13 protein-coding genes, 1 tRNA gene and 1 riboswitch are annotated in these 15,128 nt (G+C 69.9%); of the genes, 4 read left to right on the forward strand and 10 right to left on the reverse strand.

Annotation, left to right across the window (positions count from 1 at the left end; genetic code table 11):
- Positions 1–95 precede the first annotated feature (95 nt).
- On the forward strand, positions 96–326 hold the full coding sequence (locus tag RM609_RS06140) for a DUF4287 domain-containing protein (RefSeq protein WP_229353983.1): 231 nt from the start codon (positions 96–98) through the stop codon (positions 324–326).
- A 96-nt stretch (positions 327–422) separates the two neighbouring features.
- Here the strand turns inward: RM609_RS06140 and RM609_RS06145 are convergent, their stop codons facing one another.
- Positions 423–1,313, reverse strand: a complete 891-nt coding sequence (locus RM609_RS06145; RefSeq protein WP_311608577.1) for a Bax inhibitor-1/YccA family protein — start codon at positions 1,311–1,313, stop codon at positions 423–425.
- Between the two features lie 232 nt (positions 1,314–1,545).
- A tRNA-Leu gene (locus RM609_RS06150) sits at positions 1,546–1,628 on the reverse strand.
- 433 nt (positions 1,629–2,061) lie between these two features.
- On the opposite strand from RM609_RS06150, the gene RM609_RS06155 reads away from it, so the two are divergent.
- Both RM609_RS06155 and RM609_RS06160 read left to right on the forward strand, forming a co-directional pair.
- Positions 2,062–2,835 (forward strand): ABC transporter ATP-binding protein, encoded by a 774-nt coding sequence (locus RM609_RS06155; protein WP_311609129.1) that lies wholly within the window; start codon positions 2,062–2,064, stop codon positions 2,833–2,835.
- 34 nt (positions 2,836–2,869) lie between these two features.
- Positions 2,870–5,389 carry an ABC transporter permease gene (locus RM609_RS06160; RefSeq protein WP_311608578.1) on the forward strand — a complete coding sequence of 840 codons (2,520 nt, stop codon included), beginning with the start codon at positions 2,870–2,872 and terminating at the stop codon, positions 5,387–5,389.
- Between the two features lie 58 nt (positions 5,390–5,447).
- Here RM609_RS06160 and RM609_RS06165 read toward each other — a convergent pair whose 3' ends face one another.
- Both RM609_RS06165 and RM609_RS06170 read right to left on the reverse strand, forming a co-directional pair.
- A complete protein-coding gene (locus RM609_RS06165; protein WP_311608579.1) occupies positions 5,448–6,758 on the reverse strand; it encodes a class I SAM-dependent methyltransferase in 1,311 nt (436 codons plus the stop codon).
- A gap of 181 nt (positions 6,759–6,939) precedes the next feature.
- Positions 6,940–8,316: an NAD(P)/FAD-dependent oxidoreductase gene (locus tag RM609_RS06170; protein WP_311608580.1), complete on the reverse strand. Its 1,377-nt coding sequence runs from the start codon at positions 8,314–8,316 to the stop codon at positions 6,940–6,942.
- 454 nt (positions 8,317–8,770) lie between these two features.
- On the opposite strand from RM609_RS06170, the gene RM609_RS06175 reads away from it, so the two are divergent.
- Positions 8,771–9,085 carry a MazG-like family protein gene (locus tag RM609_RS06175; RefSeq protein WP_311608581.1) on the forward strand — a complete coding sequence of 105 codons (315 nt, stop codon included), beginning with the start codon at positions 8,771–8,773 and terminating at the stop codon, positions 9,083–9,085.
- A gap of 60 nt (positions 9,086–9,145) precedes the next feature.
- Here the strand turns inward: RM609_RS06175 and RM609_RS06180 are convergent, their stop codons facing one another.
- The 6 genes from RM609_RS06180 to RM609_RS06205 all read right to left on the reverse strand — a co-directional run bounded on the left by RM609_RS06180 (position 9,146) and on the right by RM609_RS06205 (position 15,099).
- Complete coding sequence (locus RM609_RS06180; RefSeq protein ID WP_311608583.1) at positions 9,146–10,087, reverse strand: Ppx/GppA phosphatase family protein; 942 nt, start codon at positions 10,085–10,087, stop codon at positions 9,146–9,148.
- On the reverse strand, positions 10,084–10,620 hold the full coding sequence (locus RM609_RS06185) for a DUF501 domain-containing protein (RefSeq protein ID WP_311608584.1): 537 nt from the start codon (positions 10,618–10,620) through the stop codon (positions 10,084–10,086). The genes RM609_RS06180 and RM609_RS06185 overlap by 4 nt, the downstream gene beginning before the upstream one ends.
- A 63-nt stretch (positions 10,621–10,683) precedes the next feature.
- Complete coding sequence (locus tag RM609_RS06190) at positions 10,684–11,154, reverse strand: FtsB family cell division protein (protein ID WP_311608586.1); 471 nt, start codon at positions 11,152–11,154, stop codon at positions 10,684–10,686.
- 138 nt (positions 11,155–11,292) lie between these two features.
- On the reverse strand, positions 11,293–12,573 hold the full coding sequence (gene eno, locus RM609_RS06195) for a phosphopyruvate hydratase (protein WP_311608588.1): 1,281 nt from the start codon (positions 12,571–12,573) through the stop codon (positions 11,293–11,295).
- Between the two features lie 262 nt (positions 12,574–12,835).
- A complete protein-coding gene (locus RM609_RS06200; RefSeq protein WP_311608589.1) occupies positions 12,836–13,582 on the reverse strand; it encodes a transglycosylase family protein in 747 nt (248 codons plus the stop codon).
- 4 nt (positions 13,583–13,586) lie between these two features.
- Positions 13,587–13,769, reverse strand: a riboswitch (cyclic di-AMP (ydaO/yuaA leader).
- A gap of 259 nt (positions 13,770–14,028) precedes the next feature.
- On the reverse strand, positions 14,029–15,099 hold the full coding sequence (locus tag RM609_RS06205; RefSeq protein ID WP_311608591.1) for a transglycosylase family protein: 1,071 nt from the start codon (positions 15,097–15,099) through the stop codon (positions 14,029–14,031).
- Between the last annotated feature and the right edge of the window lie 29 nt (positions 15,100–15,128).

A 15,128-nucleotide genomic window follows, 5' to 3' on the forward strand; every position in this document is an offset into this window, starting at 1 on the left:
ATGAGACTATGCGCCGCCCGCCGACTGTTGCCAACGCTTGAACACTCGGGCACGGTGACATGAAGGACCATCATTCGACGCGTCCGGAGGCGCCGATGTCCCACGTCTTCTCCGACGAGACCCACCGGAACCTGCTCTCCCGAATCCCCCAGTGCACCGGCCGCGAAGTGGCGGACTGGCTGCGCACGGTCGAAGAAGGCCCCTCCCTGTTCCGTTTCGAGGAGAAGGTCAGCTGGCTGCGCGGCGAGCACAATCTCGCCTACGGCCATGCGAAGGCCATCGTCCACGAGTACGACCTCCGCCGAGCGGCACGAAAGCTGGGCTGAGCCACGCGCCACGCGTGAACGGAACAGGCCCGGGAAGGCATCGCCTTCCCGGGCCTGTCCTGCCATGGATATATCCAGGTATACCCATGCGGATGTTTAGTCGTTGTTCAGGATCGCGATGATCCGGAGAATCTCCGTGTAGATCCAGACGAGCGACAGCGTCAGACCGAAGGCCGCCAGCCAGGACTCCTCGCGGGGAGCGCCATAGGCCACGCCGTCCTCGATCTGCTTGAAGTCCAGCGCCAGGTAGGCCGCACCGAGCAGCACACCGACGACGCCGACCGCGATACCGAGACCACCGCTGCGGAAGCCCAGACCGTCACCGCCGCCGAAGACCGCGAACAGGGAGTTCGCGACCATCAGCAGAAGGAAGCCGATCGAGGCGCCGATCACAAAGCGCGTGAAGCGCCGGTCGACCCGGATGATCCGGGTGCGGTAGGCGATCAGAACACCCGCGAAGACGGCCATCGTGCCGAGCACGGCCTGCATCGGGGCGCCGTAGGCGACCGCGTTGTAGTACTTGCTGATCACGCCGAGGAAGAGACCCTCGAAGGCCGCGTAGGCCAGGATCAGCGCCGGGGAGGGCTTGGCCTTGAACGACTGGATCAGGCCCAGCACCATGGCCACGAACGCGGCGCCGAAGCCCACGCCGACGGGCAGCGAGAGCGCCCAGGCGGCACCGGCCGCGACGATCACCGTGCCCAGCGTGATGCCGGTCCGAGTGACGACGTCGTCGATCGTCATCCGGCCGGCGGCCCGCGCCGGGGCCTGCGGGTGGCCCTGCTGGAGATCCGGCCCGCCCTGCGCGTACGGATTCGTCGCGTAGGGGTTGCTGGGCTGGGCGTACGGGTTCCCGGCGTACTGGTTGCTCGCGTACGGGTTCCCCTGGGACGCGGCCCCGGCCTGCGCCCCCGCGTCGAAGCCCGCGTAACCGCTGTTGTCGCGGCTGAACCCCCGTCGCGAGAAGACCGGGTTGCTGCTCCTCATCTCACTCCTCCGTGGCCACCCTGCGCGGCCTTGGCGTCAAGGGTAATGGGCTAGCAAAGAAAAGGCCCTCATGCTACGGGACGATCTTTTCTCTGCCGGACCCCGTACCCGACAACGCGTTCCGGGGCCCACCGGTTCCGGGAGAACCACGAAATGCGGCACTCTTAACGCGATGCCGACGGCAATACGGCTCTCGCGAAGTGATCGCGAAGCGGCTCGCGAAGTGATGAGGTGCCCGGAGCCGGACTTGAACCGGCACGGCCCTGAGGGCCAGCGAGGTTTAAGCTCGCCGTGTCTGCATTCCACCATCCGGGCGGGGGGCTCTCGGGCAGCCCGGCGGTGAGGCGCGCGAGCCTCCCCAAGGAGAGCAGCACGAGCCTAGCCGGGGGGCGCCCCCCAAACAGCGGAACATGAACCCGAGGTTGTCTTATTTTATGGGCAACTGAGCCCCCATCAGCACTGGGATGACGCCGTTGGCACATGCCAGGGGCCGATCTCCGCCGTTCACCACCCCACCCCCATGGGCAACGGGAATTGTCGCAATCTCGTCGCCCTCGGTAAGGGTCTGTCTCCTACCCAGGGATGACAGGGCCCTCCCGGCATACCTCCGGAGGCTGTCCCGGGAACGGTAGCTACGGCTGATCCCGGCGGCCGAAGCGCGTCGGACCATGGTGTACGTGCCCTGATTCCGTGGACGACGAGTCCCGGAGCCCGCCGTCCCGACAGGAGAGGCCCCACCGTGACCACCATGCCCTTCGGCGCCCCGACCGCCGTCCGCAGCACCGTTGCGGCAGCCCGCGCCACGGACCTGACCAAGGTCTACGGCCAGGGCGAGACCCAGGTGGTCGCCCTGGACGCCGTCTCCGTGGACTTCCACCAGGCCGAGTTCACCGCGATCATGGGCCCCTCCGGCTCCGGCAAGTCCACGCTCATGCACTGCATGGCCGGCCTCGACAGCGTCTCCGGCGGCTCCGCCCGCATCGGCGACGTCGAGCTCACCGCGCTCAACGACAAGAAGCTCACCCGGCTCCGCCGCGACAAGATCGGCTTCATCTTCCAGGCCTTCAACCTGCTGCCGACGCTCACCGCCCTGGAGAACATCACGCTCCCCATGGACATCGCCGGCCGCAAGCCCGACCAGCAGTGGCTGAACATGGTCGTCGACACCGTCGGCCTCTCCGGGCGCCTCAAGCACCGCCCGAACCAGCTCTCCGGCGGTCAGCAGCAGCGCGTCGCCGTGGCCCGCGCCCTCGCGGGACGGCCGGAGATCATGTTCGCCGACGAGCCCACCGGAAACCTCGACTCCCGCTCCGGCGCCGAGGTCCTCGGCTTCCTGCGCAACTCCGTGCGCGAGCTCGGCCAGACGGTCGTCATGGTCACCCACGACCCGGTCGCCGCCTCCTACGCGGACCGCGTGATCTTCCTGGCCGACGGCCGGATCGTCGACGAGATGCGCGAGCCCACCGCCGACGGCGTCCTCGACCGCATGAAGCGGTTCGACGCCAAGGGCCGCACGAGCTGATCCCCGCCGGACTCGAACTTCAGGACTGAACCCCATGTTCCGCACCGCGCTGCGCAATGTGCTCGCGCACAAGGCCCGGCTGCTGATGACCGTCCTCGCCGTCATGCTCGGCGTGGCCTTCGTCTCCGGCACCCTGGTCTTCACCTCGACCATCTCCGACGCCTTCCAGAAGAGCTCCCAGAAGGGCTTCACAGGCGTCGACGTCGCCGTCCAGCCCCACAAGGAGAGCCGCGACAAGGGCGTCCCCGGCGCGGCCCCCCGGCTGACGCAGGACCTCCTCGACCGGGCCGCCAAGGTCCCCGGCGCCGCCTCCGCCACCGGCTCCGTCAGCGGTTTCGCGGCGATCGCCGACAAGAAGGGCAAGCTGATAGGCGAGGGCTTCTCCTCGTCCGGCGCCAACTACTACGCGGGCCAGGGCGGCAAGGACGCCCGCTACCCGATGAAGACCGGCCGCGCGCCCCAGGGCGCCGGCGAGATCGCCCTCGACGCGAAGACCGCCGACCGGGCCGGCTACAAGGTCGGCGACACCGTCCGCGTCTCCGTCGACGGCCCCGTCCTCCAGCAGAAGATCAGCGGCATCTTCACCACCGACGACGGCAACGTCTCCGCCGGTGGCAGCCTCGCCCTGTTCGACACCGCCACCGCGCAGAAGCTCTACGGCAAGCCCGGCGGCTTCGACGAGATCGACGTCAAGGCCGCCGCGGGCACCTCGCAGACCGCCCTGAAGTCCGCCGTCGAGAAGGTCCTCCCCAAGGACACCGAGGCCACCACCGGCAAGCAGCTCGCGGACGAGCAGAGCCGGATGATCTCCCAGTCCATGGACGGCATGCGGACCAGCCTGCTGGTCTTCGCGGGCATCGCCCTCTTCGTCGGCATCTTCATCATCGCCAACACCTTCACCATGCTGGTCGCCCAGCGCACCAAGGAACTGGCCCTGATGCGCGCCGTCGGCGCGAGCCGCCGCCAGGTCACCCGCTCGGTGCTCATCGAGGCGTTCGTCGTGGGCACGGTCGCCGGTGTGACCGGTCTTCTCGCGGGCATCGGCATCGGCGCCGGCCTGCGGTCGCTGATCGGCAGCACGGGCGCCACCATCCCGGACGGCCCGCTGGTCATCTCCCCCAGCACCGTCCTGGTCTCGATGGTCGTCGGCATCGTCGTCACCATGCTCGCCGCCTGGCTGCCCGGCCGCCGCGCCGCGAAGATCCCCCCGGTCGCCGCGATGAACAGCGTCCACGCCGTGGCCACCACCAAGTCCCTGGTCGTCCGCAACTCCATCGGCGGTGTCATCACCGCCCTCGGCGCCGCGATCGTCCTGACCGCCTCCAGCTCCACCATGATGGGCCTGGGCGCGGGCCTGGTCCTCATCGGCGTGTTCGTGCTGACGCCGCTGCTGTCCCGCCCGGTCATCGCCGCCTCGGCGCCGGTCCTGCGACTCTTCGGGATGCCCGGCAAGCTCGCCCGGCAGAACGCGGTCCGCAACCCGCGCCGCACCGCCGCCACCGCCTCCGCGCTGATGATCGGCCTGACCCTGATCACCGGTCTGACCGTCATCGCCGGCAGCGTCCAGCAGGCCATCGACAAGATGGCCACGGGCTCCCTGAAGGCCGACTACGTCGTCTCCATGGCCAGCATGACCCCGCTGTCCACCGACGTGGAGAAGAAGCTCTCCACCCACCCGGACGTCGTCGCCTCCAGCCCGCTGCGCTCCTCCCCGGCCCGGATCGACGGCGAGTACCAGAGCCTCACGGGCGTCAACGGCAAGGACATGAGCAAGCTGACGAACCTGGACTTCACGTCGGGCTCGTTCGCCGACCTCTCCGGTGACAAGGTCCTCGTGGACGACGCCACGGCCCGCACCAACCACTGGAAGTCCGGCTCCTCCTTCGACGTCACCTTCGAGGACGGCAAGAAGGGCAAGCTGACGGTCGGCGGCGTCTACAAGGGCAACGACCTGATGCGCGGCGTCTGGATCGACGCCCCGACCCTGGCCCCGCACCAGCAGCAGGTCGACGACCGCCAGGTGATGGTCAAGGTCAAGGGCGGCGCCGACGAGAAGGTCAAGGACTCCCTGGCCAAGGCCCTCGGCGACAACCCCGCCATCCAGATCCAGACCAAGCAGGACATCTCCGACGGCATCTCCAAGGCCATCGGCCTGCTGCTGAACATGCTCTACGGCCTGCTGGCCATGGCCGTGGTCGTCGCCGTCCTCGGTGTCATCAACACCCTGGCGATGTCCGTCTTCGAGCGTCAGCAGGAGATCGGCATGCTGCGCGCCATCGGCCTGGACCGCAAGGGCATCAAGCGGATGGTGCGCCTGGAGTCGCTCGTCATCTCCCTCTTCGGCGGTGTGATGGGAATCGGCCTGGGTGTCTTCTTCGGCTGGGCCGCGGGCGACCTCATCAAGAAGGGCCTGAACACCTACGAGCTGGTGCTCCCCTGGAGCCGGATGGGCGTCTTCCTGCTGCTGGCCGCGGTGGTCGGCGTGCTGGCCGCGCTGTGGCCCGCCCGCCGGGCGGCCAAGCTCAACATGCTGTCGGCCATCAAGGCCGAGTAGCCTCCGGAGTACGAACGGGCCGGGCCCCGCGGCTACCGCCGCGGGGCCCGGCCCTTTTTCAGTTCCAGTCGCGGGTGCGCAGCGGCAGCCCGGGCTCCCCGGACTCGGGCGTGCGGATCGCCAGCACCTGGTTGACGCCGATGCGGTTGCGCTCGAAGGCCAGCGCGCAGGCGGCCATGTAGAGCCGCCAGACGCGGGCGCGGCCCGTGGATGTCAGCAGCACGGCCTCGTCCCAGTGGGCCTCCAGGTTGGCCACCCAGCTCCGCAGGGTGAGCGCGTAGTGCTCGCGCAGCGCCTCGACGTCCCGGACCTCGAAGCCCGCCTCCTCCAGCTGGGCCACGGTCCGCCCGACGGGGGCGAGCTCGCCGTCGGGGAAGACGTAACGGTCGATGAACTCGTCGACGCGGTAGTCGTCCTCGTCCCGCAGCGGGCGGCGGGCGATCTGGTGGTTGAGCAGCCGGCCGCCGGGCCGCAGCAGGGCGTACAGGTCGGCGGCGTACTCGGCGTAGCGCTCGGAGCCGACGTGTTCGGCCATGCCGATGGAGGAGACGGCGTCGAAGGGCCCGTCGGCGACCTCGCGGTAGTCCTGGACGCGCAGCTCTATGCGGTCCGCCAGTCCGGCCTCGGCGACGCGCTTGCGGGCGTAGGCGGCCTGCTCCTCGGAGAGGGTGACGGCGACGACGTCCGCGCCGTACTCGCGGGCGGCGTGGAGGGCCATCGAGCCCCAGCCGCAGCCGACGTCGAGCAGCCGCATTCCGGGTTTGAGCCCCAGCTTGCGGCAAACAAGGTCGAGCTTGGCCCGCTGGGCCTCTTCAAGAGTCGACTCAGGACTCTCCCAGTAGGCGCAGGAGTAGACCATGGAGGGGCCGAGGACGTGCTCGTAGAAGGCGTTGCCGACGTCGTAGTGGTGGCTGATGGCCTGCTTGTCGCGGTGCAGGGAGTGGAGGGGCCCGCTGCCCCGGCGGGCCTCCTCGGCGGGCGGCGCGGGTGGCGTCCAGGGCCCGGTGAGCTTCAGGAGCTCGCGTCCGGCGGCCCGGATCTCCGGGTCGCGCAGGGCCTTGAGGACGGCCATGGGGCCGGTGGGCCGGTCCGCGTCCTCGTCGCGCTCCCAGAAGAACCCGGAGAGCAGGGCGAGGGCCTCGTAGAGATCGCCCTCGACGTCGATGTCCCCGGCGACCCAGGCGCGGGCCAGGCCGAGCTCACCGGGCTTCCACAGCAGCCTGCGCAGGGCGCGCCGGCGCCGGACGACCAGTACGGGCGTGCCGGGCGGGCCTGACTCGCTGCGGTCCCAGGCGCGTACCCGGACCGGGAACGGGGCGCCCAGGGCGCGCTCCGCGAGCGCGGTGAGCCGTCGAGCGGCCTCGGCCATGTCGCACACCTCCATGATGAAGGGTCAGCAGATCGTTTCGCCTGACACCTGAAACACCGGCAGGTCGTGCTCTAGTCCTTCCCCGCGCGAGAGGTCCGTCCTCGTCCGGGTACGCCGAAGGGCGTCCACCCCACGGATAGGCGGACGCCCTTCGGCTGTGCTGTTCAGTTGTGACCGGGGGTCAGGAGGCCTTGGCCTTCTCGGTCTTGGCGGGGGCCTGCGGGGCCGGCTTGGCGGCCTCGTAGAACTCCTCGCGCGGGTTCTCCATGGCGCGCAGGGAGACGACCTCGCGCTTGAGGAACATGCCCAGGGTCCAGTCCGCGAAGATGCGGATCTTACGGTTCCAGGTCGGCATGGCCATACCGTGGTAGCCACGGTGCATGTACCAGGCGAGACGGCCCTTGAGCTTGATCTTGGTCTTGCCCATGACGATCATCGCGACGCCCTTGTGGAGGCCGAGACCGGCCACCGCGCCCTTGTTGGCGTGCGAGTACGTCTTCTGCGGGAAGCCGCGCATGCCGGACAGGACGTTGTCGCCGAGGACCTTGGCCTGACGCAGCGCGTGCTGGGCGTTGGGCGGGCACCAGGCGTTCTCGTTGCCCGCCTTGCGGCCGACCATGTCCGGGACCTGGGCGTTGTCGCCCGCGGCCCAGATGTAGTCGGTGCCCTGGACCTGAAGGGTCTCGGAGGTGTCGACGTGGCCGCGCGGGCCCAGCGGCAGGCCGAAGCGGGCCAGAGCCGGGTTGGGCTTGACGCCCGCAGTCCACACGATCGTGTTGGAGTCGACCTCGAGGCCGTTCTTCAGCACGACGTGGCCGTCGACGCAGGAGTCCATGGAGGTCGAGAGGTAGATCTCGACGCCGCGGCTCTCCAGGTGCTTCTTGCCGTACTCGCCGAGCTTGGGGCCGACCTCCGGGAGGATCTTGTCGGCGGCGTCGACGAGGATGAAGCGCATGTCCTCGCGCTTCACGTTCGGGTAGTACTTGGCGGCGTCGCGCGCCATGTCCTCGACCTCGCCGATCGTCTCGGCGCCGGCGAAGCCACCACCGATGAAGACGAAGGTCAGCGCCTTGCGGCGGATCTCCTCGTCCTTCGTCGAGTCGGCCTTGTCGAGCTGCTCGAGAACGTGGTTGCGCAGGCCGATGGACTCCTCGATGCCCTTCATGCCGATGCCGTTCTCGGCAAGGCCGGGGATCGGGAAGGTGCGCGAGACGGCGCCCATCGCGATGACCAGGTAGTCGAAGGGCAGCTCGTACGCCTCGCCCACGAGCGGGGCGATCGTCGCGACCTTGCGGTCCTGGTCGATGGTGGTGACGCGGCCCGTGAGGACCTCCGCCTTGGGGAGCACACGTCGCAGCGGCACCACGACGTGGCGGGGGGAAATGCTGCCGGCGGCTGCTTCGGGGAGGAAGGGCTGGTACGTCATGTACGAGCGCGGGTCGACGACCGTGACGGTCGCCTCGCCGTACCGCATCTTCTTGAGGATGCGGCGCGCCGCGTACAGGCCGACGTACCCACCGCCTACTACGAGGATCCGTGGACGCTCCGTGGTGCTCATGATTCGAGTATCCAGCACTCTCCCATGGGGTGCTCGTGAGCCCCTTCACAAGGCTCGAAAAGGGGTCTGCTACACTCCGCCGCCCCCGTGATGGACGCCATACTTCCGCAAGGGAACCGCAACGGGCGGACGGGCGTTGAGCACCCCCGCTGAACTGGCCTTGGGGCACGAACGGCGACTGGACCACGGTCCGGGCCGGGCCCGCATAAGGCTTCCTTTAACCCGGCCGAAACCGGATGGTTTCCTACCGCCAAGGCCCCGGAGGGCCCGAAAGAGGGGCCGAAGGCCCTCTTCCGACGCTCCGGAGCCGCTTTTTCATGTGAAGGATTTCACGAACATTTCCCGGCGGCCTGTCCACGGCACGTCCGGTACGCCCCTTACAGCCCGGTAGCGTCACCACCGGCCATGCCCAACGGGCATGCCGGCACCCGAGGAACCCGGAGGGAGCGCCACCGTGCGAGAGACCTGGGACACCGTCGAGCGGCTGGTCGAATGGCTCGACGCCGAGAGCACCGTGTCACCGGACATGGCCCGGCTACTGCGCGTGCTGAAGATCAGCGAGGAAGCCGGCGAGGTCGCCGAGGCGATCCACGGTGTCACCGGCTCGAACCCGCGCAAGGGCAACAGCCACACGTGGGACGACGTGCAGACGGAACTGTGCGACGTGATCCTCACGGGGATGGTCGCGCTCCGGACGATCACCCCGGACGCCGCGAAGGTGTTCGCGAAACGCCTCGCGCACGTCACCGAACGCTCCCTCGGTCGCTAGCCCCCGCACAGCGTCGGATCTCCTGTGCCGCTCGGCACAGGAGATCCGTTCGGTGCTCGGTTACGCGACGCTCCACGCGATGCCATCAAGGATGTCGTGCTCGCTCACGACGACTTCCTCGGCTCCCACGCGCTCCATCACGCACTGGAGGATCAGCGCGCCCGCGGCGATCACATCGACCCGGCCGGGGTGGAGCACCGGGATCGCGGCGCGCTCCTCGTGGGTGGAGGCGAGCAGCCGGGCGGTGATCTCCCGGACCCGCTCCAGGGGGATCCGCGCGTGGTGGATGGCGGTGGAGTCGTACTCCGCCAGGCCGAGGGCGATGCCCGCGACGGTGGTGACGGAGCCGGCCAGGCCGACGAGCGTGCGGGCCTCGGTGAGCGGGACGCTCTGCTCGGCGAGGTCCAGCGCGGCCTCGACGTCGGCCCGTATGGCGGCGATCCGGTCGGCGGCCGGCGGGTCGGACACCACGCCGTCCGTCACGAGATGACGCTCCGTCATCCGTACGCAGCCCACGTCCACGCTGCGCGCGGCCCGGACGTGCTCCTCGCCCACGACGAACTCGGTCGAGCCGCCGCCGATGTCCACGACGAGAAACGGCTTCGTCAGGTCGGCGCGGCCCGCGAGCTCCTTGGTGGCGCCGGTGAAGGAGAACTCGGCCTCCTGGTCACCGCTGATCACCTCGGGCTCCACGCCCAGGATGTCCTTGACGCCGCGCACGAACTCCTCGCGGTTGGAGACGTCCCGGGAGGCGGACGTCGCCACGAAGCACACCCGCTCGGCCTTGAGCTCGCGGATGACCTCGGCGTACTCGCGGCAGGCGGCGAAGGTGCGCTCCAGCGCCTCCGGCGCGAAGCGGCCCGTGCGGTCCACCCCCTGGCCGAGGCGGACGATCGTCATCCGGCGGTCGAGCTCAATGAGTTCGCCCGTGGCCGGGTCGGCGTCGGCCACCAGCAGCCGGATGGAGTTCGTACCGCAGTCGACGGCGGCGACACGGGTCACGCGCAGCCCTCCTCACCGGCGCACGGGTTCACGCACGGGCCCTTGCTCCACCACTCCGGGAGCAGGGCGATGGCCTCGTCGCCGAAGGGGTTCACGCCCGGGCCGGCCGCCAGCGAGTGGCCGACGAGCACATGGAGGCACTTCACCCGGTCCGGCATGCCGCCGGCGCTGGGGAAGCCCTCCAGGACCTCGATGGCGTCGCGGCGCGCGATGTAGTCCTCGTGGGCGGCCCGGTAGGCGGCGGCCAGCTCCGGGTCGGTCGCCAGCCGGTCCTGCATCTCCTTCATCAGGCCGGAGCCCTCGAGGGTGCCGATCGCACCCGCGGCGCGGGGGCAGGTCAGGTAGTAGAGGGTGGGGAACGGCGTGCCGTCCTCCAGGCGCGGCGCCGTCTCGACCACGTCGGGGTTGCCACAGGGGCAGCGGTGCGCGATGGAGCGCAGTCCGCGCGGCGGGCGGCCCAGCTGCTCCTTGAACGCGGCGATGTCCGCGTCCGTCGGCTCGGTGGGCTCGGTCTTCGGAGGAGGCGTGTCCATGTGCTCGCTCGTGCTCGATCGGTCGTGTGCGTCGGTCGTGTGCGTAAAGGTGTGGATCCGCCGTCAGCGATGGCCGTCGGAGGTGTCCACGTCGTCGAAGAGATTGCTGTACCAGGGGCGGTCGGCGGCGCCCTGGTCCTTGTGGCGCCCGCCGTCGGCGGTGCCGTCCACCACGGTGTAGCCGGTCTCGCCGGGGCGTACGAAGTGGAGGTGCTCGCGCGCCAGCTGTTCCACGTACGCCGGGTCCTCCAGCCGGGCCTTCTCCTCGTGCAGCCGCTTGACCTCCTCGCGCGCCTGCTCCGTCCGGTGCCGCTGGTCGGAGATGTCCGAGCGCTGGGTGACCCACTGGCGCATGGGGTAGGCGAGGGCGACGACGAGCGAGCAGACGACGAGCGCGAGCAGGGCCGCGCGGCCGGTGAGCCGGGAGCGGCGCTGCGGGCGGGCGCGGTAGACCCGGGCCGCGGTCGGCCCCTGGACCAGCGCCGTGCCCAGCGCCTTGAGCCTGGTCGCGGTGGAGAACCGGTCCGCGCCCACGTCGCCTCCCCTGGAGAGTCCGTTACGAACGTACGTCCCCGGACACGGTACGGGACCGCGGCCGGGGACGTACGGAGACTGGCGAGAAGGTCAGCCCTTGAGGCTTACGGCCTCATCGCTCAGGCGAAGCGGGACGGCTCAGCCCTTGAAGCGCGGGAAGGCGCTGCGGCCGGCGTAGACCGCGGCGTCGTCGAGGATCTCCTCGATGCGCAGCAGCTGGTTGTACTTGGCGACGCGCTCGGAGCGGGCCGGGGCGCCGGTCTTGATCTGACCGCAGTTGGTGGCGACGGCCAGGTCGGCGATGGTGACGTCCTCGGTCTCGCCGGAGCGGTGGGACATCATGCACTTGAAGCCGTTGCGCTGGGCCAGCTCGACGGCGTCCAGGGTCTCGGTCAGCGAGCCGATCTGGTTGACCTTGACCAGCAGGGCGTTGGCGGAGTTCTCCTCGATGCCGCGGGCGAGGCGCTCGGGGTTGGTGACGAACAGGTCGTCACCGACGAGCTGGACCTTGTCGCCGAGCTTCTCGGTGATGGTGTTCCAGCCGGCCCAGTCGTCCTCGAACAGCGGGTCCTCGATGGAGACGAGCGGGTACGCGGCGACGAGCTCCGCGTAGTACTCGGTCATCTCGGCCGCGGTGCGGTCCTTGCCCTCGAACTTGTAGACGCCGTCCTTGAAGAACTCGGAGGCGGCCACGTCCAGGGCGAGCGCGATGTCCTGGCCGGGGGTGTAGCCGGCCTCCTTGATGGCCTCGAGGATGAGGTCGAGGGCCTCGCGGTTGGAGCCCAGGTTCGGGGCGAAGCCGCCCTCGTCGCCGAGGCCGGTGGACAGGCCCTTGCGCTTCAGGACGGCCTTGAGGGTGTGGTAGACCTCGGTGCCCCAGCGCAGGGCCTCGGAGAAGGACTCCGCGCCGATCGGCGCGATCATGAACTCCTGGATGTCCACGTTGGAGTCGGCGTGCGAGCCGCCGTTCAGGATGTTCATCATCGGAACGGGCAGCAGGTGCGCGTTCGGGCCGCCGAGGTAGCGGAAGAGCGGCAGGTCGGACGCCTCGGAGGCGGCGTGCGCGACGGCCAGGGAGACGCCCAGGATGGCGTTGGCGCCCAGGGAGCCCTTGTTGTCGGTGGCGTCCAGGTCGAACATGGCCTGGTCGATCAGGCGCTGCTCGGTGGCGTCGTAGCCGACGAGCTCCGGGCCGATCTGCTCGATGACGGCGAGGACGGCCTTCTCGACACCCTTGCCGAGGTAGCGCTTGGGGTCACCGTCGCGGAGCTCGATGGCCTCGAAGGCGCCGGTGGAGGCGCCGGACGGTACGGCGGCACGGCCCGTGGAGCCGTCGTCGAGGCCGACCTCGACCTCGACCGTGGGGTTGCCTCGCGAGTCGAGGATCTCGCGAGCTACGACGACGTCGATGGACGGCACGAGGGTCTCCTTCGTGTGTGTCTGGAGTTCTGCAGCACGAGCCTAACGGGCCCCGGAGCATGCGCCCGCCCTTGCCCTGTCACCCGCGCCGAAAATTGGCACAAACGCCGAGATCCCCGGACGAATCGTCGGTGTGTTCGCTCAACGAGCGACCGGCAGAACGAGCGGAGCCCCGCTCCGATGCGGCTCGGGGGGAAGTCGCATCGGAGCGGGGCGGTCGCTCGGCCGGCCGGGGCCCGGTGGGGTCCCGGCCGGCCCTTGCTCAGCGCAGGTGGAGCTGCTGGCCCGGGAAGATCACGTCGGCGTCGGGCACGATCTTCTTGTTGAGCTCGTGCAGCTTCTGCCAGCCGCCCTGGACCTTCTGGGACGCGGCGATGGTGCCGAGGGTGTCGCCCGCCTTCACCTGGTACTCGCCGTCGCCCTTCTGGACGGTCCGCGGGGCGGTCTGCTTCGGCGCCGGGGCCTCGTCGTCGGAGTCGTCCGACTCCTGGACCGGCTTGCTGCTGTGCTTGCCCTGGGGCGCGGCCTCACGCTTGCTGCGGTCGGCGTGGGCCTTGCCGTAGGCGCCGGAGGCGGACTTCGTGGACTTCTTCGCGACGTAACCGCCGTCGGAGTCGTCGGTGTCGACGTTCGCCTTGGCGCCGCCACTGGTGAGGCCACCCTCACCGGCGCAGCCCCAGGCGCCCGGACCCTGCATGGCGAGCAGGCGCTCGGCGGTGGCGATCTGCTGGGACTTGGTGGCCAGGTCGGCGCGCGGGGCGTACTGCGTGCCGCCGGCGGCCTTCCAGGAGGAGTTCGAGAACTGGAGGCCACCGTAGTAGCCGTTGCCGGTGTTGATGTGCCAGTTCCCGGTGGACTCGCACTGGGCGACCTTGTCCCACGTGGAGACGGAGGCGGCGTTGGCGGAGGTCGCGACCATCAGAGGGGCTGCGACCGCTGCGCCGGTGACGCCGGCGAGCGTGACGATGCGGACGGCCTTGGACGGACGACGGTGCTTGCCCTTGGACATAAGTCGGTTTCCTCACCGACGCCTACGAGGTGAGCTGTCGGGTTCGGGCTGTGAGTTCGCCCGGCCCGGTGCGCTTTCGCGTTCCGGGCTTCACCCCAAGCCGTCCCGTTCCTTCGGCCATTGGCCTTGGGACCGTTACGGCGACTTACCTTGGTTCCCCCGCTCCTGCCTACGGCGCTTGCGCGACGACTCCCCCGGCCGCCGGCAGGATTCGGCGTGCGGCCGTGGTGCTCGCGGTGGCGAGCGGTGACGACGGTAATCACAGGCGGCCGACGGGTTCAAACCCCACTTTTCAGCCACCGGCGGCCGGAGTTAGCCCCAGAAACTTGACGTTTCCGCAGGTGAGAGGCCATTCGAGCAAAACGGATTTGAGGCATCCGACGGGTCGTCAACGAGACCCATGTCTCACTTTCGACTGGAACGGACATTCGCCTCGAACCGGAGCGCTACTGCTTGATGTCAAGCCTCTGACCAGGACGGATAAGGTCCGGATCGGAACCGACTGCTTTTTCGTTCTTCTGATACAGCGTCTGCCAGCCTCCGGCGACCGAGTGCTGCTCGGCGATCGCTGACAGGTTGTCACCGGGCCGCACGGTGTAGTCGTTGGCGGCGGGCAGGTCCGTCCGGCCCTCGCCGCCCCGGGAGGGCCGCTGAGCATCGCCGGAGGGCGACGGGTCGCCGCGGTGCCGGCCCGTTCCGGAGGGCGTTCCGGCATCGCCGGGAAGCGGCGAAGCGGAAGGCGAGGATCCCGTTCCGGGGGTGTCCGAGGGCGTGTTCGCCGGGGTGTTCGAGGGGCTGCCGACCGGGGCCGTCGGGATGGCGGTCGGATCGGTCGACGCGCCGGGGGTCGTACCCGTCGTCGGCTGCCCCGACGGGTCCTTGCGGTGCTTGCCCGGGGAGGTGTCCGGGGACGGGCTCGTCGAAGCGGACGGGGTGCCGGAGGAGTCCGGGGTGGGTGAACCGGACGAGCCGGGCGCGGGCTTGTGCGACCCGGAGGACGGGGCGGACGGCGCGGGCGACGTGCGCTCGGGAGCGGGCAGGTTGCCGCGCCCGGGCGTACGCGGGCGGACGGGCTCCGGCGCTGCGGAGGACGACCCGTCACCCGGGTCCACCTCCGGCGCCTTGTCCTCGCCCTGGGCCGCCTCGCCGGCCAGGCCCGAACTGACCGCGCAGCTCCGCCAGGTGTCGGCGCCCTCCGCCTTGAGGATCCGCTCGGCCACGGCTATCTGCTGGGACCGGCTGGCCAGGTCGGGGCGCGGCGCGTACGCGATGCCGCCGTTCTGCTCCCACATCTGCTGGGTCATCTGGAGACCGCCGTGGAGGCCGTTGCCGTTGTTGGCGCTCCACATCCCTCCGCTCTCGCACTGGGCGACCTTGTCCCAGGTGCCCGCGTCCGCCGCGACGGCGGATCCCGACGCCAGCAGCGGAAGGGCCGCGCTGGCGCCGGTCACTCCGACGGCGAGCACGATGGCGGGTGCCTGGCGGGGGCGGCGATGTCTACCGGTTCCTGAGCGCATGTGTGGGCCTCTCGTGTAGGCGGCGTCCG

Source organism: Streptomyces hesseae (assembly GCF_031845785.1).
GTDB lineage: Bacteria > Actinomycetota > Actinomycetes > Streptomycetales > Streptomycetaceae > Streptomyces > Streptomyces hesseae.

Coding starts and splice junctions, on each gene's coding strand:
- RM609_RS06140 (WP_229353983.1), top strand. CDS start 96: ATGTCCCACGTCTTCTCCGACGAGACCCACCGGAACCTGCTCTCCCGA.
- RM609_RS06145 (WP_311608577.1), bottom strand. CDS start 1,313: ATGAGGAGCAGCAACCCGGTCTTCTCGCGACGGGGGTTCAGCCGCGAC.
- RM609_RS06155 (WP_311609129.1), top strand. CDS start 2,062: ATGCCCTTCGGCGCCCCGACCGCCGTCCGCAGCACCGTTGCGGCAGCC.
- RM609_RS06160 (WP_311608578.1), top strand. CDS start 2,870: ATGTTCCGCACCGCGCTGCGCAATGTGCTCGCGCACAAGGCCCGGCTG.
- RM609_RS06165 (WP_311608579.1), bottom strand. CDS start 6,758: ATGGCCGAGGCCGCTCGACGGCTCACCGCGCTCGCGGAGCGCGCCCTG.
- RM609_RS06170 (WP_311608580.1), bottom strand. CDS start 8,316: ATGAGCACCACGGAGCGTCCACGGATCCTCGTAGTAGGCGGTGGGTAC.
- RM609_RS06185 (WP_311608584.1), bottom strand. CDS start 10,620: ATGGACACGCCTCCTCCGAAGACCGAGCCCACCGAGCCGACGGACGCG.
- RM609_RS06200 (WP_311608589.1), bottom strand. CDS start 13,582: ATGTCCAAGGGCAAGCACCGTCGTCCGTCCAAGGCCGTCCGCATCGTC.
- RM609_RS06205 (WP_311608591.1), bottom strand. CDS start 15,099: ATGCGCTCAGGAACCGGTAGACATCGCCGCCCCCGCCAGGCACCCGCC.